Below are 22,950 nucleotides of genomic sequence, written 5' to 3' on the forward strand. Positions count from 1 at the left end.
AAGGTATCCCATCCTGAAAAGGGAGTAAGGCACCTGGGAGACGACCAGGTAGATAGGCCGGGGGTGTAAGGGCTGTAAGGCCTTGAGCCGACCGGTACTAATGAGCCGAGGGCTTGACCAAAAAAAGTAAAAAACCTCTGTGCAGTTTTGAGGGTGAAAGTAAAGAATATGGGAAAATAAAGGAAGAACAATAAGGAAAAAAGGAATAGAAAAGCAAAAGGAAAAAAATAAATAACATAAATAAATAATGAAAGAAAGATTTCGGTGGCCATAGCGGAGGGGAAACACCGGTTTCCATACCGAACACACAGGTTAAGCCCTCCAGCGCCGATGGTACTGGGTTATCCCGGGAGAGTAGGTCGCTGCCGAAATCTTTTATTTTTTTATTGACAAATATTAAAATACGTTATAATATAGCTTACAAATACCTATATTTCCTCAAAGGAAGAAATAAAATATAAAAAAATAATGGTCATGCCGTAAAAAGTCATTATCAATGGCTTTATTGAAATTCTTGTTGTTAATACAGACTAAAAGATTAAAAATTAAGTGTGAATAAGGGAAACCGAAAGGTTTCCCTTATTCGGCTTTTAGGGGCTTTTATAATGCTAAAGTATCAGCATAAAGAAAAATCGGGCTATAAAGGTTTTTGTATAAAAGGATTCATTAGTATAAAGAATAGAGAAAATTGAATTTATAAATTAAGTGCTTGGGGGGTAATCCATGATTATTAAAGGAGAAGATCTGACGGTAGAAGAAGTTGTTAATGTGGCGGTGAGGGGTGAAAAGGTAAAACTTTCCAATACCGCTATAGAAAAAATAAATAATTCCAGGAGATATGTAGAAAAAATAATAGAAAAGGGGGAAATAGTATACGGAGTTACCACTGGTTTTGGGAAATTTTGTAATGTAGTAATATCACCGGAGGATACAAAAAAACTTCAAAGAAACCTGATAAGAAGCCATGCTGCAGGAGTAGGTGAACATTTCCCTGAAGAAGTGGTAAGGGCTATGATGCTTTTGAGAATAAACGCCCTGGCGAAAGGGTATTCGGGAGTAAGGTTATCTACCCTTGAAACTATAATAAAAATGCTAAATGAAAATATAGTACCCCTTGTTCCCTCTCAGGGTTCCTTAGGAGCTAGCGGAGACCTGGTGCCGTTGGCTCATATGGTGCTGGTAATGATGGGAGAAGGTGAGGCTCTTTATAAAGGAGAGGTTCTTCCGGGGAAAGTTGCCCTCGAGAGGGCGGGGATAGAACCCGTTGTCTTCGAAGCAAAAGAGGGGCTTGCCTTGATTAACGGGACTCAAGCAATGACCGCATTGGCCTGCCTTTCCATATCCGGTGCAATTAATTTATCAAAAGCGGCAGATATCAGCGGGGCAATGACCTTTGAGGCATTAAATGGAATAATAGATGCTTTTGACGAAAAGGTGCAAAGGGTGAGACCCCATAGGGGACAGAGGGCAGCTGCGGAAAATATGAGAAAATTGCTGGATAAAAGTAAATTTATTAGCCGTCAGGGGCATTACAAAGTCCAGGATGCTTATGCATTAAGGTGCATACCCCAGGTGCACGGAGCTGTAAAGGATGCATTAAACCATGTTAAAAACGTTGTTGAAATAGAGATAAATTCGGCAACGGATAACCCATTAATATTTCCCGAAGAAGGGAAAATAATATCGGGGGGAAATTTTCACGGAGAGCCGGTGGCTATCAATATGGATTACCTTGCTATTGCCGTATCGGAGCTTTCAAACATCGCCGAGCGGAGAATAGAAAGGCTTGTCAACCCCAGCCTTAATGAAGGTCTTCCGGCGTTTTTAACGAGAAACGGCGGCTTGAACTCAGGACTCATGATTAGCCAGTATACGGCAGCGGCGCTGGTATCGGAAAACAAGACCCTTTCTTTTCCGGCCAGTGTGGATTCTATACCTTCTTCTGCAAATCAGGAAGATCATGTAAGCATGGGAACAATTGCAGCGAAAAAGGCCTGGAAAATTGTAGAAAACACATTAAACGTCCTTGCCATTGAACTTCTCTGTGCGGCTCAGGCAATAGATTTCCGTTTTGAAGAGGGAGGATGTTTTAAAGACCTGGGAAAAGGGACTAAAAGGGCCTATGAACTGATAAGGGATGTTGTCCCAAAAATTGAAGAGGACAGGGTTTTAAGCGAAGATATTAAAAAACTTGCGCATCTAATAAAAAGCGGTGAATTGGTAAAAAGGGTAGAAGAAGCAGTAGGAACTCTTGAATAATTGTGTTATTATGGAAAATAAGAAGCTATATTGGAGTGGCAAAGGTGAACCCCCTTTACGAATTTATAATTCGGTACGGCTATGCTGGAATTTTCCTTTTCTTATTTTATGAAGGAACGGGGATGCCCGGTCCGGTTCAAATAGTATTTGTCGCCGCCGCTTACCTTATAAAAAAAGGGAGATTAAATCTTTTCAAGGTAATCCTTTACATTACCCTCGGCAATTTATCCGGAAACATTCTGGCTTATTTTGTAGGAAGGTTTAAGGGCAAGAGATTTGTAAAGTCTCTGTTAAAAAAACTTAAGGTAAAGGATGAGGTCTACCGGAGGGTTGAGCGATGGTATAAAAAAAAGGGGGGCTATGTGGTTTTTATAAGTCGTTTGATAGGTCTTCCTCGAACTCCCGCTATTTGGTTGTCGGGTGTGGCTGGTATAGATTTTATTGAATATGTCGTATTTTGTTTTCTGGGGGATTTGGTATGGGCTGTGATATGGACATTAATGGCTTTATATGGATTCAACGGAATTGCCTATATACAAAAATTATTATCTAAAATAGTGCATTAAACTTCTTGGAAGGTGTGAAGAAGATGGATACCACAAAGGAAAAGGTAAAAAAATTTATTCAGTTTAATCCTTTAGAAATTAAAGAGATAAGGGAAAAAACCCTGGGTACCGAGTGCATCGGTGGAAAAGCAAAAGGACTGGTATACGCAAAAATTCACTTAGAGGAAAGAAAAGGAGAATACGAAATCTTAAAAAACGTGGTAATACCAGAAAGTTACTTTTTGTCCACGGAGGTTTACGAAGACTTTTTAAGATTGAATAATATTGACAGGATTATAAAGGAAGAACCTGGGAATTTGAATTTAATACAGCAAAAAATTCTGGAAGGCAAATTTCCGGATTATGTAATTGGCTTTCTGGAAAAAGTGGTATCGATTATGGATTATCCCCTTGCCATAAGGTCTTCTTCGTATCTGGAGGACAGTATTAAATATTCTTTCGCGGGTAAATATTTTACAACTTTTATACCCAATACGGGTGGCATTGATTTTAGATTAAAACAGATTACCCGGGCTATAAAGCAGATTTACGCAAGTACATACGGTAAAAACGCCGTTGTTTACCGGGAAAAACACAACCTGCACGATGAAAAAATGGCTGTTATAATTCAGCAGCTTTTCGGCAAAAGGCGCAAGGAAGGATTTTACCCTGAAATAGCGGGGGTTGGCTTTTCTCAAAATTACAGGAGGTTTACAGAAAGAATAAGAAAAGAAGACGGAGTGGTAAGGATTGTTTTTGGCCTTGGGACAAGAAGTACCGGAAGGGGTTATGCCAGAATTTTTTCGCTGACAAATTTGAGCCTGCGTCCCGAAGGAAATAATCCCTGGGAAATAGCAAAGTACTCCCAGGAGACCTTTGATATGCTGGATATGGATACCGGAGAATTGCGGGATTATAATATAAACGACAGGCTGGACCTAATTCCCTATCACAGGAACTTTAATAAGTTCGCATCCATATATTCTTCTGCGGAAAATATGTTGAAGGATGTTCCGCCGGTGCTGACAAAGCTTAATCCCGGGGAGAGGATAGTTTTTACTTTTGATAATTTTCCCGCTTTTAAACCCCGCTTTTTCCGGCTTATGGAGTTTTTGTTCGGATATCTGGAAGATTTAATGGGAATTGCGGTGGATGTGGAATGGGCTTACGAACCGGAAGACCCTAAGTTTGCACTGGTGCAGGTCAGGCCATTGACCAGCTATGAAGAGTACAGCAAGGTGGAAATTCCACAGGATATAAAAAGAGAAAGTATTATTCTTGCAGGGGACAGAATGCTGACAAACGGCGTTTTAAAAAATGTTAAACACATCGTATACGTAGATTTTGAAGAATATAATAAAAGCCCGGACAAGTACGATGTAGCCCGGGAAGTGGGAAGGGTAAACGAAAAACTGCAGAAAGAAAGATATATACTTGTAGGGCCGGGGCGATGGGGTTCCAGCAATCCCAACCTGGGTGTGCCGGTCACCTACAACGAAATTTCTAACTGCGGGATGCTGGTAGAACTGGGAATAAAAACAAAAAATTTTATGCCGGAACTGTCCTACGGTACCCATTTTTTTGCGGACTTGGATTTAGATGGAATACTTTACATGCCCGTATTTGATTCAATTGAGACCAACATCATCAACTTTGAATTCTTTAAAAGTGCAAAAAGACAGCCCACAGAACATCCGGCAGTCTGGGTTTTCGAGGGATTGTACGATGCTTACTTGGATGGGGAAAAAATGCGTGGGGTAGTGGTATCCAAGGAATAAACGAAGGCAAGGATTTCAGCCACCACTTTGTAAAGCTCGGGTGGGATTTCAAAACCTATTTCTACTTTCATTAGAGCATCCACCAATGGGGAATTCTGCAAGATGGGGATGCTTTCTTTTTCGGCGATTTTTAATATTTCCCTGGCAATTTCTCCCTGACCTTTTGCCACAAGGATTGGAGCATCATCCTTATCTTTGTCGTATTTTAATGCTGCAGCTTTCAATTTATTGTTCACTTTATCATCCATTATCTTTTCCCCTTCTTATTTTCCATCTATATTTTAAAATCCATTTTTACATTATTAAGCAAAAATGTTCGTTCAACAAAAAATTTTTCCAGCCTTTCGGAGTCATAAATGAATTTTAAACCTGAAAGGCTTTTGGAAAGCCTTCCTTCTTTTTTCAAAGTTTGAAAATATTTTTTTGCTTCCTCGCAAAAATTTCTGTTTTCAAAAATTAGAGAAGAGCCCAGGGATTTATTAAAGCAGGTAATTTTTGCTTCTACTATTCCGTAGTTTTTTGTGTTTATTAAGAAGCTAAGATTAAAACGGTTTTCCGGGTTTTTTTGATTTTCTGACTTAAAGAGGATAAATTTTTTATCCTCTAAAAATATGATGTCAAAGCGAGTTTTGTGTTTCAGATCTGCAAAAGCTATATTTATTAACTTTAAAAGTAATCGAAAGTTAATAAAAGAATCGCTATTATTGTGTATATTTTTTAAGAGAATTTGTTCTATTTCATCAATACCCTGAAAAGATAAGATATTTTTTTTAGAGGTGAATTCCTTCCTCAGGGATTGAAATTCCCTTTTTAAAAAATTATATAAATCTTTAAAAAGGATTGCTTCGCTGTAATCCGGATTGTTTTTTATTACTCTTTCAATTATTTGCCGGGTGAATAAAAGAGGAATTTTTTCTTGAAAAGCTTCATATTTTGCTATTATATCATTATCATTATCTTTTGTTCTATTTTCCGGCAATATCAATTTTTCGGATAGCATTTCTTTTAAAAGTTTACCTTCATCTGTTTTGAGCATATTCTTAAAGGTTTCAATTGTAAGGGATAAAAGAGAATTGAGGTTTATATTCATAAAACATTCCCGCCCGGATTTTAATTTGCTTTTCCTTTGATTTTGATTTTATTATAATATAACTTTTGAGAAATAGCATTATTTAAAAAATAATGATTGACGTCTCTGCTCTCCCGTGGTATAATTTTAACCAATTAAAATTTCAATAAGCAAAAGGCGATGACGGAAGAAAGTAGGCTATGGAGCGCTTTACAGGGAGAAAACGCCGGCGACTGAGAGCGTTTTCAGGCGAAAATAGCTGAAGTTCCCTTCCGAGCTTCGGGTTGAAACTCAAAGTAGGCCCGGACGGTTTTGACCGTTAAACCAATAGGGCATAGATTAAAATCCGTGCCCGAAAAGAGTGGGCTTTATGCCAATTTGGGTGGTACCGCGGAAAGCAGCCTTTCGTCCCATCAGGGATGAAGGGCTTTTTTATTTAGGGATTATTTTTTAATAAAAGAAGGGGGTTAAAATGGAATGTACTGGAATGAAAAATACGAATGTATGCCAAGGGATGAGCTAAAAGAACTGCAACTTTCAAGATTAAAAAACACTTTGGAAAGGGCATTTTATAATGTTCCTCACTACAGGCGACTGTTACAGAACGCCGGCTTTGAACCGGGCGATCTGAAATCCTTAGAGGATTTAAAATACCTTCCCTTTACTTATAAAAAGGACCTCAGAGAAAACTACCCTTACGGAATGTTTGCCGTTCCTTTAAGCGAAGTGGTGAGAATTCATTCCTCATCAGGAACTACCGGTAAGCCAACGGTGGTTGGGTATACGAGAAGCGATATTAATGTATGGACGGAGCTCATGGCCCGCTCTTTGGTGACTTCGGGAATCCAAAAAAACGATGTAATCCAAAATGCTTACGGATATGGCCTCTTTACCGGCGGGCTTGGATTTCACTACGGCGCGGAAAAAATTGGGGCGACGATAATTCCCATATCCGGGGGGAACACCAAAAGGCAGGTAATGATCATGAAGGATTACGGAACAACCGTATTAACCTGCACCCCATCCTATGCCCTTCACATCTCCGAAGTAATTGAGGAAATGGGTCTAAAACCGGAAGATTTGAACCTGCGCATAGGGGTTTTCGGCGCCGAACCCTGGTCGGAAAACATGAGGAAGGAAATTGAAGGAAGGTTGAAAATAACTGCTCTTGATATATACGGCCTGAGTGAAATAATTGGTCCCGGTGTAGCCATAGAGTGCCCGTATAAAAATGGGCTCCACGTTCAGGAAGATCACTTCCTGGTGGAAGTAATAGATCCCAAAACCGGGGATGTGCTTCCGCCGGGGGAAAAAGGGGAACTGGTATTCACCTCCCTGACAAAAGAGGCTCTTCCCATAATAAGATACAGGACGGGAGATATTTCAAGGCTTATAGCAGAGCCCTGTGCTTGCGGAAGAACCAGTGTTAAAATCGGCAGGATTGAGGGGAGAACCGACGACATGCTGATAATAAGAGGTGTGAATGTTTTCCCTTCTCAAATAGAACACGTGCTTTTGCAGTTTGGAGAAACGGAACCCCATTACCAGCTGGTGGTAGACAGGGTGGATCATTTGGATGTTCTGGAAGTGCATGTGGAAGTTTCGGAAAAAATGTTTTTTGATGACGTGAGATCCCTTGAAATTTTAAGTAAAAAAATTCAAAATGAAATTGAGACTACTCTTGGGATTTCCGTAAAGGTTAAGCTGGTAGAACCTAAAACCATAGAACGCAGCGAAGGTAAGGCAAAAAGGATAATAGATAAAAGAAAAATATAATTACAGGAGGTATGCGGATGATAGTCAAACAGCTTTCTGTTTTCCTTGAAAATACTCCCGGAAGGCTTTATGCGGTTACTTCGGCCCTTAACGATAACGGCATGGATGTGAAGGCACTTATGCTTGCAGATACTGCGGATTTCGGGGTTTTAAGATTGATAGTAGATGATCCCGAAAAAACCTTGAAGGTTTTGCAGGAAAAAGGATTTACCGTTAAAATTACCGAAGTAATAGCTGTAGAAATTCAGCACACTTTTAAAGAGGTACAAAAGATACTGGAGATTTTGAGCAGAAAATCGGTGAATATTGAGTATATGTATGCCTTTATGGGAGAAAATCCGGGTAAAACCCTTATAATTTTCCGGGTTGATAACCTGAAAGCAGCGGCGGAATATCTAAAAGAAGAAGGTATTATGGTATAGCTTTAAGATACCTTTAACCCCCTCTGGGCTATAATTCGCTTGATGCAGTTTAAATCCTCCTTTGACGGAGGATTAATTTTTTTAAGTTTATAACTTATGCCCAATTCTTCCCATTTATGAACACCCAATCTGTGGTATGGCAAAACTTCTACCCTATCGATAAAATTAAAGCCTGAAAGAAAATCCGCAAGTTTATTAATAATTTCCGGTGTATCGTTAATTCCGGGTAGCAAAACATATCTTACCCAGGTTTTTACTTTTTTAGATTCAATTAAGCTTAGATTTTCCAAGATTTTGCTGTTATCCCTCCCTGTGAGTTCAATATGACTTTTTGGGTCCAAATGTTTGATGTCAAAAAGCACTAAGTCGGTGTAGGGCAGAATTTTTTCCAGATTCTTTTGTTCGCAATAGCCGGAGGTGTCTAAAGCGGTATTTATACCGGCGTCTTTACACCTTTTAAAAAGTTCGGCGCAAAAATCCGGCTGGAGGGTGGGCTCGCCCCCTGAAAGGGTTAACCCACCTCCTGAAAATTCCATATAATTTCTATACCTTAAAATTTTATTGAATAAATCAGCTGCATCGATTAAATATCCGCCCCGGGGGTCCCAGGTATCCGGGTTGTGGCAGTAAGCACACCTTAAGGGGCAGCCCTGAGTAAAAACCACAAAGCGGATGCCGGGACCGTCCAAAGTTCCCATAGTTTCAATGGAATGAATTCTTCCCTTTATACCCATTTTTAAACACTCCAATTTTTCTTAATGATTCTGCAGATTATTTTGAATTTGCGCTACAGGCTTTCAAAAAAGGTTCTGGTAAGCACTTCTAACTGCTGTTCCCGGGAAAGTTTGCTAAAGTGCACCGCATACCCCGAAACCCTGATGGTAAGCTGGGGGTATTTATGAGGATTTTCCATGGCATCAAGAAGCAGCCTTTTATCCATTACATTAACATTTATATGGTGTCCTTTGTTTAAAAAATAGCCTTCAAGAAGTGCGGTGAGGTTATTTACCTTATCTTCATCGCTTCTTCCCAGAGCCTGGGGCACGATTGAAAAGGTATAGGATATCCCATCTTTGCAGTAATCGTAGGGCAGCTTACATATGCTGTTAAAAGCGGCGAGCGGCCCCATCCTTTCCCTGCCGCTCATGGGGTTTGCTCCGGGAGCAAAAGGTTCGCCGGATTTTCGACCATCGGGAGTGGCGCCGGTTTTTTTGCCGTAGACCACATTTGAGGTAATAGTAAGGATGGATACCGTTGGCCGGGCTTTTCTATGAAGGGGTTTTCTTTTTAAGAATCCGTAAAAGGTTTTTACTACTTCTACCGCAATAAAATCCACCCGGTCATCGTCGTTTCCGTACTTTGGAAAATCGCCTTCGATAATAAAGTCCACGCAAATTCCGTCGGAATTAAAAACAGGAGTGACCTTTGCGTATTTTATCGCGCTGAGGGAATCTGCCACTACCGATAGGCCGGCTATGCCGAAGGCCATCAATCGATCCACATTGGTATCGTGCAGGGCCATTTGAAGCCTTTCGTAGTTGTATTTATCGTGCATATAATGAATGAGGTTCATGGTATCTGCATATAAATTTGTAAGCCACTTAAGAACGATAGTATACCTTTTAAATACCTCTTCGAAGTTTAATTGGCCTTTATTCATGGGAGGCAATTCGGGGCCTATTTTTAAACCCGTTTTCTCATCCTTTCCTCCGTTAATGGCGAGTAACAGAGCTTTTGCCAGATTCACCCTTGCTCCGAAAAACTGCATTTGCTTTCCCAGCTTCATAGCCGATACACAGCAGGCAATCCCGTAGTCATCCCCGAAAATGGGTCTCATCAGATCGTCATTTTCATACTGAAGGGAACTGGTTTTAATGGAAATTTCTGCGCAAAATTTTTTAAAATTGTCCGGCAGATCTTTAGCCCACAATACGGTCAAGTTCGGCTCCGGTGCGGGTCCGAGGTTGACAAGGGTATTTAAAAATCGGTAAGTGGTCTTTGTTACCATCGGCCGGCCGTCCAAGCACATTCCTCCAAGAGCTTCGGTGATCCACATGGGGTCACCTGCAAATAGTTCGTTGTATTCGGGTGTGCGTAGCTGTCTTGCCATTCTTAGCTTGATAACAAACTGGTCTATGAGCTCTTGAGCCTGTTCTTCACTAAGAATTCCGCTTTTAATGTCCCGCTCAATGTAAATATCCAGAAAGGTATTTACCCTGCCGAGGGACATAGCCGCTCCGTTTTGCTCCTTTATTGCCGCAAGATAGGCAAAGTAAATCCACTGAATGGCCTCTAAGGCGGTTCTGGCCGGATAGGAAATGTCAAAACCGTAATCAAGAGCCATTTTTTTAAGATCCCGTAAAGCTTCAATCTGCATGGATATCTCTTCTCTTAGCTGAATAATTTCTAAAGTTAAAGGAGACTTAAGATCACAAAGATCCTTCTTTTTTTCCTCAATAAGCCTGTCAACTCCGTAAAGGGCTACCCTCCGGTAATCGCCGATTATCCTCCCTCTTCCGTAATTGTCGGGAAGCCCTGTGATTAACCCCAGCTTTCTCGCAAGAAGCATTTCCTCTGTATAGGCCCTGTAAACCCCCTCATTATGGGTGGTGCGGTATTTCGAGAAAATCTCGCTTATATGCGGGTCGAGTTCATAGCCGTATGCTTTACATGCTTCGTTGGCCATGCGTATGCCTCCAAAGGGGTTAACGGCTCTTTTTAGAGGTTCATCGGTTTGAAGTCCAAAAATTATCTCATCCTCTTTTTTTATATATCCGGGTTTGTGGCCGGTAATTGATGAAACTGTAGCTGTGTCTATTTTTAAAACTCCGCCTTTTTTACCTTCTTCTAATAGGAGTTCTTTGCATTTTTCCCAGAGACGCCGGGTTTTTTCCGAAGGCCCTGAAAGGAATTTGCTGTTTCCATAATAAGGGGTGAAATTTTTGCAAATGAAATCCCTTACATTTATTTCTTCTACCCAGATACCCGGGATGAAACCCTTCCAGGCTTCCTGCATTTTTATTACCTCCTTTGCGCTTATATAGATGAATTTGAAAATATAATAAGCATAAAAAACAAAACCGCCCGGACAAAATTTTATTTTGCCCAGGCGGTCGGCATTCCCTATTGATCCCACTCCCCTGTGGTTAATTCCACTGCCGCCAGTCATGGGATCCTTTTGTTGTTATATTTTATTTTATTATCTTACCCCCTAAAATGTCAATACATTTTTGTTAGCAGAAAATGATTTGTTATTTTATTTCCGAATGATGTATAAAATCAACCACAGTAATGTTCTCTTTCATATTGACCAAATTTAATAATTCTGATAAAATTAAAACGAAAATTAAAAATTTGCCCGCAACCCCTGTATAATTCCGGGAATATGGCCCGGAAGTTTCTACCGGGCGGCCGTAAACCGCCGAAGGCTATAGGGGAATCATAGTATTCCCCTTATTTTACAGAAAGGGGATTTATTATTTTTAAGGGTTCGGGTAAAAATATTAAGGAGGTTGCAGCTTTGAAGGAGGAGATTGTCATCAAAAAAGCAAAAGAAGAAGGATTTTTAGAAAGGTTTTTCCAGCTCGGGGAAAACGGTACCGATGTAAGAACTGAAATACTGGCAGGTTTTACCACCTTCGTCACAATGGCTTACATTATACTGGTAAACCCGATTATACTGAAGGATGCCGGGCTTGATCAGGGTGCCGTCTTTATGGCAACAGCCTTAGCTGCCGCTATTTCAACCCTTTTTATGGGGCTTTACGCCAACTATCCCTTTGCTTTAGCTCCGGGTATGGGACTTAACGCCTTTTTCGCCTATGTAATGGTTGGCAAAATGGGAATTCCCTGGCAGACAGCCCTGGGTGCGGTGTTTTTGTCCGGAATCATAGCCGTTATTGTTACTCTTACGGGGCTCAGGGAATTGCTGATTAAAGCAATACCCCTTCCTTTGAAACATGCGGTAGGTGCGGGTATAGGACTTTTTATAGCTTTTATAGGTTTTAAAAATGCCGGGATTGTAGTGTCAAATCCAGCGACCTTTGTAGACCTCGGAAACTTCAAGGATCCGGGGACACTCCTTGCAACCATAGGTCTTATCATTACCGCAGTTCTCGTCGCAAGAGGCGTTCGCGGGGGCATGCTGCTTGGTATTATTATTACTACCATTCTCGGAATACCCATGGGGATTACCAAAATTCCGTCAACCCTGATTTCAGCACCTCCGAGCATGGCGCCTGGATTTTTAAAACTGGACATAATGGGTGCTTTAAAGGTTTCCATGTATCCCGTGATATTTTCTTTGTTCTTTGCCGACCTTTTCGATACGATCGGCACCTTTGTGGGCGTGGCATCCCGAACGGGTATGATCGATGAAAACGGCAATTTAAAAAGGGGTAATAAGGCACTTTTTGCTGACTCGCTCGGTACCGTGATCGGTTCGCTGCTTGGGACAAGCAATACCACCACTTATGTGGAAAGTGCCGCAGGTGTCAGCGCAGGCGGCAGGACGGGCTTAACTTCCGTTGTGGTTTCGCTCCTGTTCATTGCCTCTATCATATTCTCTCCCATAGCCCTGGCAGTCCCTTCCCAGGCTACCGCGCCTGCACTGATAATAGTCGGTATATTTATGGCTTCCAGCTTGAATGAGATTAAATTCTCGGACTTTTACGAGGCCTTCCCTGCTTTCCTCACAGCTATTTTGATGCCGTTGACCTTCAGCATTTCTTTGGGGCTTGCGGTGGGATTTGTGGCATATGCCCTTTTGATGACCCTTTCGGGCAGATCAAAAGAGGTCCACTGGGTGATGTACATTCTTGCGGTAACCTTTATTCTGTACTTCATATATGTAAGGTAAAATTAAGCCGCCTTTATGGCGGCTTAATTTTACTGTTGCGGGCCTTTATATTTTTGGTATAATTAAAATAATTATTTAAAGGGATTAAGTACTTAAAATAGCATTGTTGTGGATAACGAGATTGACAAAATATTAACGATAGGTTAAAATGTGAATAAAGGAACAAATAGAAGGGGAGTGAGGTCGTGAATAAGGACTCCGCAGCAAGAAAAATCACCTATATGGCGATGCTGATAGTCTTGAATATTATACTTACCCGAATTGCCAGCATAAGAATTGCGATTGGAAATGTGGAGGCTATCAGGATAGGCTTTGGAGGACTTCCTTTGATATTCGGCGGGATTTTGATGGGGCCAATGGCCGGAGGAATTATCGGAGCCGTAGGTGATATAGTGGGTTACGGAATAAATCCTATGGGGCCTTATATGCCGCATTTTACTTTAACCAGCGCTTTAACGGGCATTATCCCCGCACTCGTGTTGAAGATCATGAAAACTAAAAATTACAGGTTCTGGGAAATTTTATTTGCCATTGCTGTAGGGCAGACCGTAACCTCCATTTTGCTTGTTCCTTATTTTTTAAATAAGCTCTTTGGAATTCCGCTGATTTATAAAATGACTACCGCTGCGATTACCCAGGCGGTTAACATCCCGCTATACACTCTTTTGATAAAAATTCTTTTGAAGAGGATTAATTTATCCGTAGCTATTACCAGGGAGTATAAACCGTGAAAAACATCGCTTCTTCTGCTATAGCCCTGAGTTTGGTGATTTATATTATAGAAGTATCACTTTTTAACGACATAAGGTTTTTAATATATAACCTTGTTATTACCTTAGCGGTATTTGCACTATATAATTTTAGATTTATTGAGGCGGTAAGAAATTCAAAAATACCAGTTTTATTCTCCGCTTTTATGGTTTTCTTTGCATATATTCTTAACATGGATTTCGGATATCAAAAATACGTTATCATATTTCTTAAAAGCTTTGAAGCAATTCTTATTGTTTCTACTTTTAACACGATGTTTTCCTTTTCCAAGGTCATAACCGGGTTTAAAAAAATAGGCCTTCTTAGCGTTCTGGCAGATATGGTTTTTCTTACCTACCGATATTTTGATGTAATATTTAAAGAACTGGAAAGCATGGAAAAAGCCTTAATTTCTAAAGGATTCAAAAGAGGCAGAGGTTTCTGGGAATGGAATACCATGAAAATTCTTGGCTATTTAGTGGGAAGCTTGTTTATAAGGTCTGCAGAACGCAGTGAAAGAGTATATAATGCCATGCTCTCCAGAGGATATAGCGGAAAGCTTGTATTAAAGGAAGAAGAAAGCCTCTTTGCTTCAAACCTTATTTTTATAGCAGGTATTTTAATACCTCCCGCAATTTTACTATTTATAGAAAAGGTGTATTGAAATGAATTATGCAGTAGAAGTGGAGAATTTGTTTTTTCAATACAGGGATGGCAGCGAGGCATTAAAGGGAATAAGTTTTAAAATAATGCCGGGAGAAAAGATAGCAATTCTGGGGGAAAACGGAGCTGGAAAAACCACATTGCTTTTACATCTTAATGGAGTTTATCTTCCCAAGAAGGGAAGGGTAAAGATTTTTGGAGAAGAGGTAAAAAAAGGGAATGAGTATAAAATAAGGCAAAAAGTGGGCCTTGTCTTTCAAAACCCGGATGATCAGGTTTTTTCTGCGACGGTATACGAAGATATTGCTTTTGGACCGGTAAATTTCGGCTTAAGTAAGGGAGAAGTAGAAAAAAGAGTGGAAAAAGCCATGAAGGCTTTAAAAATAGAGGAATTAAAGGAAAGAATTCCTCAACACTTAAGTTACGGTCAGAAAAAAAAGGTAGCAATAGCCGGCGTAATAGCCGTAGACCCTGAAATACTTATCTTAGATGAACCTATGGCCTTCCTTGACCCCTCTTCCCGGCGCCAGATTATAAATATTTTAAAGTATTTGGAAGGGGAAGGTCGAACATTAATTATTGCAACTCACGACGTAAATTTTGCTGCGGATTGGGCACAAAAGGTGATAATATTAAAAAGGGGAAGGGTTCTTGCAGAAGGCCCTCCTGAAATATTAACCCGGGATGAAGTGATAAGAGAGGCCGATCTGGAACAACCGCTGGTTTACAGATTTTCAAAGGAAATTTTAGGGGAAGGCTATTTTTTACCTTATAAGACCAAGGACTTCATTAACTTAATAAAGTCATTGATAAACAGGCCATGAAGGTCAAAAATCTCCTTGAAAGGGATGCTTCATGGCCTGTTTTAATTATATAAAATATCTTGACGGGAGGAAGTTATATGCATATACCCGATGGTTTTCTGGATCCCAAAACCCTTATAGTTACCGCTGCAGCCAGCGCCTATGCTTTAAAAAAAGATGCTGACAGTGCAAAAAAAATAATGGAAGAAAAAGATATTCCTTTTCTTGGAGTCCTTTCAGCTTTTGTTTTCGCAGCTCAAATGGTGAATTTTCCAGTAATGGCAGGTACTTCGGGTCACTTTCTGGGAGCGGCTATGCTTACTTATGCGGTGGGGCCCCAGCTGGCAGGACTTGCAATGGCCTCGGTACTTATACTTCAATGCTTACTTTTTCAGGATGGAGGGCTACTGGCACTCGGGGCAAATATATTCAACATGGCAGTAGTGGCTCCGGTTACGGCCTTTTTTATGTTAAAATTTTCTAAAAAGTGGTTTTCTGGCAAAAACTTCGCAGGTATATTTTTAGCCGGGTGGGCTTCGGTGGTAGCCGCTTCAATATTTTGCAGTGGAGAGCTTTTTCTTTCAGGATTGGCGGGACTGAAGGAGGTAATGATTCCGATGGTCGTTATACACTCTCTGATAGGAATCGGGGAAGGATTGATAACCGTAGCGGTATGTTCCTTTGTGGACAGGGTGAGGAATATAAAGGCGGATGGCATCGATAATTCGGAAAAGGGGATGACGGCATGAAAATGATAAAAAAAGTTTGGGTATACATACTTTTAGCAGCATTAATAATCGCCGCCCTGCTTTCTCCCTTTGCTTCATCCCTTCCCGATGGTCTGGAAAGGGTGAGCCAGAAGTTAAATATTGAAGAAAAAGCTGATCAGGGGATAATTTCTTCACCTTTTAGCGATTACAGGATTTCCTTTATTCAAAATGATTATTTTTCTACTGCTTTTGCAGGAATTTTGGGCACCTTAGCGGTTTTTGCGTTTAGTTACGGTATTGGAAGGATGATAATTCAAGTCAAGAAATAAATTATCCCGTAATAAAAAATTTACTTAGTATAGCTTTTGAATAATTATATTTGAAAAAACAAGGAAATGATTATAGGCAGTCTTAAACTTTTTTTATAAAGCCTCCTTTTACGGGGGCTTTTTATATTGACAGAAATTTAACAAAGAGTTAATATATAATTGAGGTTGTGAAAAAATTAACAATGGGCGGTAAAAAGGAGGAATTTGAATTGATAAAAATTTTTTTTGAGAAGGAAAAATGCTTGGGGTGTAAAACCTGTGAACTTGCATGTGCGGCTGCCCATTCCAAAACTAAAAATATTGCAGGTGCAATCAGGGAAAAAAGGTTTTCTCGTATCAGAATCAAAGTTAAGAACGGAAAAATCAAAGTAGAGCAGTGCATGCTTTGCAGCGATCCTAAATGCATAAAAGCGTGTCCTGTCGGTGCACTTGAAAGAAGGGAAAACGGCACGATAAAAGTGAATGAGATTACATGCACAGGGTGCGGGCTTTGTCAGGATACATGTCCGTTTAATGCGATAAAATTATACAATCTTCCCACGGTTTGCGACAGGTGTATGGAAAGCGATGAACCCTATTGTGCAAAGGCATGTCCTACAAAAGCTCTAAAAGTAAAAGCCGTATAAAAGATTTGCAGAGGAGGGAATAACTTGAAAGAAACCAATTTTTGTAAAAGCTGCGATAATGCTACGGTTAAAATGTACGAATATGCAAAGGAAATGGGCTTGGAAACCATCTGGGACAGAGCCCAGGCGATGCAGCCTCAGTGCGGATTTGGAGAAATGGGATTGTGCTGCACCAACTGTTCCATGGGGCCCTGCAGAATCGTCAAAATAACAGAGGATGGCCCCAAGAAAGGAATCTGCGGAGCCACGGAAGATACCATAGTATCCAGGAATTTTGCCAGAGCCGTAGCTGCCGGAGCAGCAGCCCATTCCGACCACGGGAGGGATATCGCACAGGCTCTCTACCATGCCGCCCTTGAGGAAGGAGATTATGAGGTCAGAGATAAAGATAAATTGCTTAAAATTGCTAAGGAATGGAATGTAAAAGTAGAGAACAGAAGTTTGAAGGAAATTGCCCGGGAAGTTGCATTAATGGCTCTTGAAGAATTTGGAAAACCCTTCGGGAAATTAAGATTCTTAGGAAGGGCTCCGGAAAAAAGACGTGTAATCTGGGATGAGCTGGGGATTTCTCCGAGGGCAATTGACCGGGAAGTGGTTCAAGTAATGCATTCGACCCATATGGGATGCGATGCGGATTATAGAAATATTATTAATCAAGCCGCAAAGGCAGCCCTATCCGACGGATGGGGAGGATCGATGATAGGCACGGAACTTTCGGATGTAATTTTTGGCACACCCGTGCCAAAGAAAACTCAGGCAAATCTCGGCGTGCTTAAAGAAAATTACGTAAATATAATCGTTCACGGACATGAGCCTACCCTGTCGGAAGCGATAGTGATAGCTTCTAAGGACCCGGAACTAATCGAGCTCGCCCAAAAACAGGGGGCGGAAGGAATCAACCTCGCAGGTATGTGCTGTACGGGTAATGAAATTACCATGAGGCATGGAGTGCCCATGGCCGGTAATTTCTTTCAGCAAGAACTGGCCATCGCAACGGGTGCGGTAGACGCTATGGTGGTAGATGTACAGTGTATTATGCCTTCTCTTTCCGAGATTGTAAAATGCTATCATACGAAATTGATAACCACTTCTTTGAAAGCCAAGGTGCCCGGTGCAATCCATATGGAATTTGATGAGGAAAAGGCCGTAGAAATTGCAAAAAAAATAGTAAGAGAAGCGGTCTTAAATTATAAAAATAGAAAACAAAAAATCTACATTCCCGAGGAAAAGGCACAAGGGTATGTGGGATACAGCTATGAAGCTATCTTAAAAATTCTAGACAAAGTTACAAATTCCTTTGCACATCCTGCGGGTACCGTAAAACCTCTTGTAGATGCAATGAAATCAGGGGTTTTAAGGGGTGCAGCGGCAATAGTGGGGTGCAACAACCATAAGGTCCCTCACGATTCCGGGCATGTTACACTGGCAAAGGAATTAATAAAGAGGGACATCCTGGTGGTAACAACAGGATGCGGCGCCCATGCCTGCATTAAGGCCGGGCTGATGTCCATGGATGCGGTTAATTACTGCGGAAAAGGCCTTGCTACCTGCTGCGAGCTTCTTGAAATACCACCGGTCCTCCATATGGGCTCCTGTGTGGATATAAGCAGGATTTTAACCTTGCTTTCCGATGTGGCAAAATATATGGGAATGGATATCAGCGATCTGCCGGTAGCTGCGGCTGCTCCTGAGTGGATGTCCGAAAAAGCGCAATCCATAGGACTTTACGCAGTATCTTCAGGTATATATGTTGTCCTCGGGGTAGCACCTGCTATAACGGGATCGGAAACGGTGGTAAATTACCTGACTTCCGATATTGAAAAAATACTGGGAGGAAGGTTTGAAGTAGAAAGCGATCCCGTGAAAGCAGCGGAAAAGATAGTCTATCACATCGAAATGAAGCGGAAAATGCTGGGCATTTAAATTAATTTTAATTTGAAGGATGGGAACGGTATGAAAATAGCTATAACCGGTAAGGGTGGGGTTGGAAAGACCACTCTTGCCGGCTGCCTTGCAAAAATTTATACCGCAGAAGGTAAAAGGGTAATTGCTGTGGACGCGGATCCCGATGCAAATCTTGCTTTTGCCTTAGGGTTTCCACCGGAAAAAGAAAAAAAGCTTATCCCTCTTTCCCAATTAAAAGATATAATAAAGGAAAGAACGGGGGCTGAACCCGGAGTATTGGGGCAGATGTTCAGCCTTAATCCTAAGGTGGATGATATTCCGGAAAGGTATTGCGTGGAGCATGAGGGCATTAAACTTATCCAAATGGGTGGTGTTGAAAAGGGCGGAGCGGGCTGTGTGTGCCCCGAAAGTTCCTTTATAAAAGCGGTAATAAGGCATTTAATTTTAGAAAGGGAAGAGGTTCTCATACTTGACATGGAAGCCGGTATTGAACACTTGGGCAGGGCTACGGCTTCTTTTGTGGATGCTTTTATAGCCGTGGTAGAACCGGGTATCAGAAGTATTAAAACCTTTGAAACGATAAAAAAATTGGCAAAGGACCTCGGTATAGATAAGGTCCTGGTAGTTGCAAATAAGGTAAAAGATGAAGCGGATATAAAATTTATAAATGACCACATCGATACCGGTGACCTTCTGGGAGTCATTTCTTATAACGAGGAAATTATCAATGCCGATAAAATGGGTATATCTCCCTATGATTCAAGTTCGGTTTTAAGAGAGGAAGTATCAAGGATAAAAAGCAATTTATCCTTAAAAATTGAAAAATAAATTTTAAATAAAGGGGTGGCGATATGACCTTTAAAAGCGATATTGAAATTGCTCAGGAGGCCAAATTGGAGCCGATAAAAGACATTGCCGCAAAATTGGGGCTTACCGAAGATGATATCGAATACTACGGTAAATACAAAGCAAAGGTCAATTACAATATTTCAAAAAGGCTCTCGGGAAAGAAAGATGGAAGGCTTATTCTTGTGACTGCAATAAACCCCACACCGGCGGGCGAAGGTAAAACCACCACTACGGTAGGTCTCGGGGATGCCTTAAGGAGAATTGGGAAAAATGCGGTAATATGTTTGAGGGAACCCTCCCTGGGCCCCGTTTTCGGAGTGAAGGGCGGGGCAGCCGGAGGAGGCTACGCCCAGGTGGTTCCGATGGAAGATATAAACCTGCATTTTACCGGGGATCTTCATGCCATCGGTGCTGCAAATAACCTCCTTTGCGCCATGGTGGATAACCACATCTATCAGGGGAATGAGCTCGGCATTGATCCGCGCCGAATTGTTATCCGGCGCTGTGTGGATATGAATGACAGGCAGCTGAGATTCATAGTTGACGGGCTCGGCGGAAAGGCCAACGGCATGCCCAGGGAAGATGGCTTTGATATAACGGTAGCCTCGGAAGTTATGGCGGTGTTCTGCTTGGCAAAAGACCTGAAAGACTTAAAAGAAAGGCTCTCAAGGATAATAGTAGCTTACACCTACGACGGAAGACCCGTTACTGCGGGGGATTTGAAAGCCCACGGCGCCATGACAGCCCTTCTAAAGGATGCCCTGATGCCCAACTTAGTTCAGACCTTGGAAGGCACGCCGGCTTTCATCCACGGAGGACCCTTTGCCAATATAGCCCACGGGTGCAACAGCGTAATGGCTACCAAGCTTGCGCTTAAACTTGCCGACTACGTGGTGACCGAAGCCGGATTCGGTGCGGACTTGGGAGCGGAGAAGTTTTTGGACATAAAAGCAAGGTATGCGGGTCTTAAACCCGATGCGGTGGTTATAGTTGCTACGGTTAGAGCATTGAAGTATAACGGCGGAATTCCTAAGGAAAGGTTAAATGAGGAGAATTTACAGGCACTTAGAAAGGGGCTTCCCAACCTTTTAAAACATGTAGAAAACATTACTAAAAAATTCCGGTTACCGGCGGTAGTAGCCCTGAACAGATTTCCATCGGATACCGAAGCAGAACTTAATTTAGTGAGGGAAGAATGCAAAGCCCTGGGGGTAAACGTGGTGCTATCCGAAGTATGGGCAAAGGGCGGAGAAGGCGGAGTAGACCTTGCCAATGAAGTATTGAGGCTGATAGAGGAAGGCGAAAACGGATACGCCCCCTTATATCCCCTCGAACTATCCATAAAAGAAAAGATAGAGACGATTGCAAAAGAAATATACGGTGCCGATGGAGTGGATTACACTCCGGCTGCGCAAAAGGACATAGAGAACTTGGAGAAGCTTGGGTTCGGCAATCTACCGGTATGCATGGCCAAGACCCAGTATTCCTTAAGCGATAATCCGGCGCTTCTGGGAAGGCCCACCGGTTTCAGGATAACCGTAAGGAACGTAAAAGTATCGGCGGGGGCAGGTTTTGTAGTTGTACTGACAGGGGAGATAATGACGATGCCCGGGCTGCCCAGGAGGCCGGCTGCGGAGAATATAGATGTGGACGAAAACGGAAGGATTTCCGGGCTTTTCTAAAACTAAAATATAAAAAAACGAGGTGTATCCTTTGGAAAAATACAGGTTACTTTTGGCGGCTGGGAAGGATGACCCAATCTTTCCTCCCCCTTTTTATTGCAGGTACAGCGGGGAATATATTATAAGAAAGTTTTTGCCTAACCTTACATTTAATAAAATGGGGAAGGGTTGTATCTCTTCCGAATGTCTTGAATATAAAAAAAGCCAGGTCAAGGATTTCACACCAAATATTGCGGGGCTAATATTTTTTCCTACGGTGCTGCCCGAAATTTTAGATGAGCCCGAAAGTTATTTGCCCGATGAACTGCCCGAACATAATGTGCTGATAGCTGCCGGAGTACACCCTGACCTCTTGGTTGATCTTTTGAAAAGGGCAAAAAAAGCTGGATGCAAGGTCTTTATCGCACCTAAGGAAGACCCTAAATGGATTGATAAATACTTGGAAAGCAAGTTAAAAAAAATTTGCGAAGAGTGCGGTATAGAATATCTCTTTCCAAAACCGTTTTGTTCCGTTAAGAAAACCGTAAGTAAATTGATCGATGATTTTCTAACAGAGTTTAAAATGGGTATGCCCGAATACCGGGTAGAGGTAGATAAAAAAGGGTATATAACCGGGGTCGAAGTTATCCGTTCAGCACCCTGTGGTGCTACCTATTTCGTAGCCTATGGCCTTCTCGGAAAAAGAATGGGGGAGGAAGCGATAAATACTGCAAACAGGCTGTGGCATGCCTATCCGTGCATTGCCTCAAATGCGGTGGATGGGGAAACCGGAGATTCGGTTATGCATTTAGCCGCTCATATAAATTTAAAGGCAGCTGAAAAAAACCTGAGAGCATGAAAAATAGGGGGATGTCGATGTATATAGAAAAAACTGTAAGACAATTTACCGAGGCTCTCTCGTCAAAGGAGCCCGTACCCGGGGGAGGGGGCGCCGCTGCATTAGCCGGCGCCCTCGGTAATGCCCTGGGCAGCATGGTAGCAAACCTGACGGTGGGGAAAGAAAAATACAAAGACGTAGAACCCGAAGTAAAACAAATATTACAAAAAACCCAGGAACTGCAGGAAAAACTCCTTTTGCTCATAGACGAAGACGCAAAAGTATTCAGCAGCGTAGCCGCCGCCTACAAAATGCCCAAAAACACCGAAGAAGAAAAAGAAAAAAAACGGCAGGCCTTAGAAAAAGCACTAAAAGAAGCCTGCCAGGTTCCCGTTAAAATAATGGAATACTCCTTGGAAGCACTCAAGCTTCAAAGGAGGCTTGCCGACATAGGCAACAAACTTGCAATAAGCGATGCGGGAGTGGGAGCTTTGCTTTTAAAATCAGCCGTCTTGAGTGGAAAATTAAATGTTGTAATTAATCTAAATGGAATGGATGATGAGGAATTTGTTAAAAAAATCAGTGAACGCATAGAAAAAATCTGCAAGGAAGCGGAGATTTTAGCCGATGAAGCTTATAAAATCGTCTTAGAAAAGTTAAAGGGTTAAAACGTGTTTTAAAAAGATAAAAAAAATAGAAGGGGTGAATTAAATGGCCTTAATTTTATCCGGCAAGGAAGTGGCGGAGGCATTAAAGGAGAGTTTAATAAAAGAAGTTTCGGAGTTAAAAGGAAAAGGATATATACCCAATTTAAAGATAATCCTTGTTGGAGAAAGGCCCGATTCCGTTTCTTATATTAAAGGTGCATTAAAAAGGGCAAACGAAATAGGTGTAGAGGCAAATGTCCTGGAATTACCAGAAACTATAACAGAACAGGAATTTATAAAGAAAATTCACGAACTAAACGAAGATAAAAAAGTAAACGGCATACTCATAATGAGGCCGCTGCCCTCCCACCTATCTGAAGACCAGATAAAATACCACATAGACCCCCAAAAAGACGTAGACTGCTTTTCGCCCATAAACGTAGCAAAAATAACCGCGGGAGA

22 protein-coding genes, 2 rRNA genes, 2 riboswitches and 1 other annotated feature are annotated in these 22,950 nt (G+C 41.6%); of the genes, 20 read left to right on the forward strand and 4 right to left on the reverse strand.

The window, feature by feature from the left end; all coding sequences use genetic code 11:
• From ATZ99_RS08930 to ATZ99_RS08950, 5 genes are all read left to right on the forward strand, one after another.
• Positions 1-121: ribosomal RNA gene (locus ATZ99_RS08930) — 23S ribosomal RNA — on the forward strand; the annotation flags it as partial.
• 139 nt (positions 122-260) lie between these two features.
• Positions 261-371 (forward strand): 5S ribosomal RNA (rrf, locus tag ATZ99_RS08935).
• A 352-nt stretch (positions 372-723) separates the two neighbouring features.
• Complete coding sequence (hutH, locus tag ATZ99_RS08940; protein WP_068748895.1) at positions 724-2,259, forward strand: histidine ammonia-lyase; 1,536 nt, start codon at positions 724-726, stop codon at positions 2,257-2,259.
• A 35-nt stretch (positions 2,260-2,294) separates the two neighbouring features.
• Positions 2,295-2,825 (forward strand): DedA family protein, encoded by a 531-nt coding sequence (locus tag ATZ99_RS08945; RefSeq protein ID WP_068748911.1) that lies wholly within the window; start codon positions 2,295-2,297, stop codon positions 2,823-2,825.
• A gap of 23 nt (positions 2,826-2,848) precedes the next feature.
• On the forward strand, positions 2,849-4,582 hold the full coding sequence (locus ATZ99_RS08950) for a PEP/pyruvate-binding domain-containing protein (protein WP_068748896.1): 1,734 nt from the start codon (positions 2,849-2,851) through the stop codon (positions 4,580-4,582).
• Here the strand turns inward: ATZ99_RS08950 and ATZ99_RS08955 are convergent.
• Positions 4,534-4,830: an EscU/YscU/HrcU family type III secretion system export apparatus switch protein gene (locus tag ATZ99_RS08955; RefSeq protein ID WP_068748897.1), complete on the reverse strand. Its 297-nt coding sequence runs from the start codon at positions 4,828-4,830 to the stop codon at positions 4,534-4,536. The two genes, ATZ99_RS08950 and ATZ99_RS08955, sit on opposite strands and share 49 nt — an antisense overlap.
• 26 nt (positions 4,831-4,856) lie before the next feature.
• Positions 4,857-5,672, reverse strand: coding sequence for a hypothetical protein (locus tag ATZ99_RS08960; RefSeq protein WP_068748898.1), 816 nt, complete (start codon positions 5,670-5,672; stop codon positions 4,857-4,859).
• Positions 5,673-5,822: 150 nt separating this feature from the next.
• Positions 5,823-6,067 (forward strand) — a binding site (T-box leader).
• A gap of 61 nt (positions 6,068-6,128) precedes the next feature.
• Between ATZ99_RS08960 and ATZ99_RS08965 the strand changes: the two genes are divergently transcribed.
• Positions 6,129-7,427: a phenylacetate--CoA ligase family protein gene (locus ATZ99_RS08965; protein WP_068748899.1), complete on the forward strand. Its 1,299-nt coding sequence runs from the start codon at positions 6,129-6,131 to the stop codon at positions 7,425-7,427.
• A gap of 17 nt (positions 7,428-7,444) precedes the next feature.
• Positions 7,445-7,849 (forward strand): hypothetical protein, encoded by a 405-nt coding sequence (locus ATZ99_RS08970; protein ID WP_068748900.1) that lies wholly within the window; start codon positions 7,445-7,447, stop codon positions 7,847-7,849.
• Positions 7,850-7,851: 2 nt separating this feature from the next.
• Here the strand turns inward: ATZ99_RS08970 and pflA are convergent, their stop codons facing one another.
• Both pflA and pflB read right to left on the reverse strand, forming a co-directional pair.
• Positions 7,852-8,583 carry a pyruvate formate-lyase-activating protein gene (gene pflA / locus ATZ99_RS08975; protein ID WP_068748901.1) on the reverse strand — a complete coding sequence of 244 codons (732 nt, stop codon included), beginning with the start codon at positions 8,581-8,583 and terminating at the stop codon, positions 7,852-7,854.
• Between the two features lie 53 nt (positions 8,584-8,636).
• Positions 8,637-10,865, reverse strand: coding sequence for a formate C-acetyltransferase (gene pflB / locus ATZ99_RS08980; protein WP_068748912.1), 2,229 nt, complete (start codon positions 10,863-10,865; stop codon positions 8,637-8,639).
• Positions 10,866-10,945: 80 nt separating this feature from the next.
• Positions 10,946-11,028, reverse strand: a riboswitch (ZMP/ZTP riboswitch).
• A 168-nt stretch (positions 11,029-11,196) separates the two neighbouring features.
• Positions 11,197-11,300: riboswitch (purine riboswitch) on the forward strand.
• A gap of 69 nt (positions 11,301-11,369) precedes the next feature.
• Here pflB and ATZ99_RS08985 point away from each other — a divergent pair.
• The 13 genes from ATZ99_RS08985 to ATZ99_RS09045 form a co-directional block, all read left to right on the forward strand.
• Positions 11,370-12,707, forward strand: coding sequence for an NCS2 family permease (locus tag ATZ99_RS08985; protein WP_068748902.1), 1,338 nt, complete (start codon positions 11,370-11,372; stop codon positions 12,705-12,707).
• Between the two features lie 185 nt (positions 12,708-12,892).
• Positions 12,893-13,438, forward strand: coding sequence for a folate family ECF transporter S component (locus ATZ99_RS08990; protein WP_245641357.1), 546 nt, complete (start codon positions 12,893-12,895; stop codon positions 13,436-13,438).
• Positions 13,435-14,121 (forward strand): energy-coupling factor transporter transmembrane component T family protein, encoded by a 687-nt coding sequence (locus ATZ99_RS08995; protein ID WP_068748903.1) that lies wholly within the window; start codon positions 13,435-13,437, stop codon positions 14,119-14,121. Before ATZ99_RS08990 ends, ATZ99_RS08995 begins: the two co-directional genes overlap by 4 nt.
• A 1-nt stretch (position 14,122) precedes the next feature.
• A complete protein-coding gene (locus ATZ99_RS09000) occupies positions 14,123-14,944 on the forward strand; it encodes an ATP-binding cassette domain-containing protein (protein WP_068748904.1) in 822 nt (273 codons plus the stop codon).
• A gap of 77 nt (positions 14,945-15,021) precedes the next feature.
• Positions 15,022-15,672: an energy-coupling factor ABC transporter permease gene (locus ATZ99_RS09005; RefSeq protein ID WP_068748905.1), complete on the forward strand. Its 651-nt coding sequence runs from the start codon at positions 15,022-15,024 to the stop codon at positions 15,670-15,672.
• A complete protein-coding gene (locus ATZ99_RS09010) occupies positions 15,669-15,962 on the forward strand; it encodes a PDGLE domain-containing protein (RefSeq protein ID WP_222927105.1) in 294 nt (97 codons plus the stop codon). The genes ATZ99_RS09005 and ATZ99_RS09010 overlap by 4 nt, the downstream gene beginning before the upstream one ends.
• A 209-nt stretch (positions 15,963-16,171) precedes the next feature.
• On the forward strand, positions 16,172-16,588 hold the full coding sequence (locus ATZ99_RS09015; protein WP_068748906.1) for a 4Fe-4S binding protein: 417 nt from the start codon (positions 16,172-16,174) through the stop codon (positions 16,586-16,588).
• A 24-nt stretch (positions 16,589-16,612) separates the two neighbouring features.
• Positions 16,613-18,511 (forward strand): anaerobic carbon-monoxide dehydrogenase catalytic subunit, encoded by a 1,899-nt coding sequence (gene cooS, locus ATZ99_RS09020; protein ID WP_083947435.1) that lies wholly within the window; start codon positions 16,613-16,615, stop codon positions 18,509-18,511.
• 30 nt (positions 18,512-18,541) lie between these two features.
• Complete coding sequence (locus tag ATZ99_RS09025) at positions 18,542-19,321, forward strand: ATP-binding protein (RefSeq protein ID WP_068748907.1); 780 nt, start codon at positions 18,542-18,544, stop codon at positions 19,319-19,321.
• Between the two features lie 23 nt (positions 19,322-19,344).
• Entirely contained in the window at positions 19,345-21,024 is a 1,680-nt protein-coding gene (locus tag ATZ99_RS09030; protein WP_068748908.1) for a formate--tetrahydrofolate ligase, read from the forward strand.
• 31 nt (positions 21,025-21,055) lie between these two features.
• Positions 21,056-21,862, forward strand: a complete 807-nt coding sequence (locus tag ATZ99_RS09035; protein WP_068748909.1) for a DUF166 domain-containing protein — start codon at positions 21,056-21,058, stop codon at positions 21,860-21,862.
• 17 nt (positions 21,863-21,879) lie between these two features.
• Positions 21,880-22,509, forward strand: a complete 630-nt coding sequence (locus ATZ99_RS09040; protein ID WP_068748910.1) for a cyclodeaminase/cyclohydrolase family protein — start codon at positions 21,880-21,882, stop codon at positions 22,507-22,509.
• Between the two features lie 43 nt (positions 22,510-22,552).
• Positions 22,553-22,950: tetrahydrofolate dehydrogenase/cyclohydrolase catalytic domain-containing protein (locus ATZ99_RS09045; RefSeq protein ID WP_281178180.1), on the forward strand; the 398-nt coding region annotated here is incomplete at its 3' end.

This window comes from Thermovenabulum gondwanense (genome assembly GCF_001601575.1).
Classification (GTDB): Bacteria; Bacillota; Thermosediminibacteria; order Thermosediminibacterales; family Thermosediminibacteraceae; genus Thermovenabulum; species Thermovenabulum gondwanense.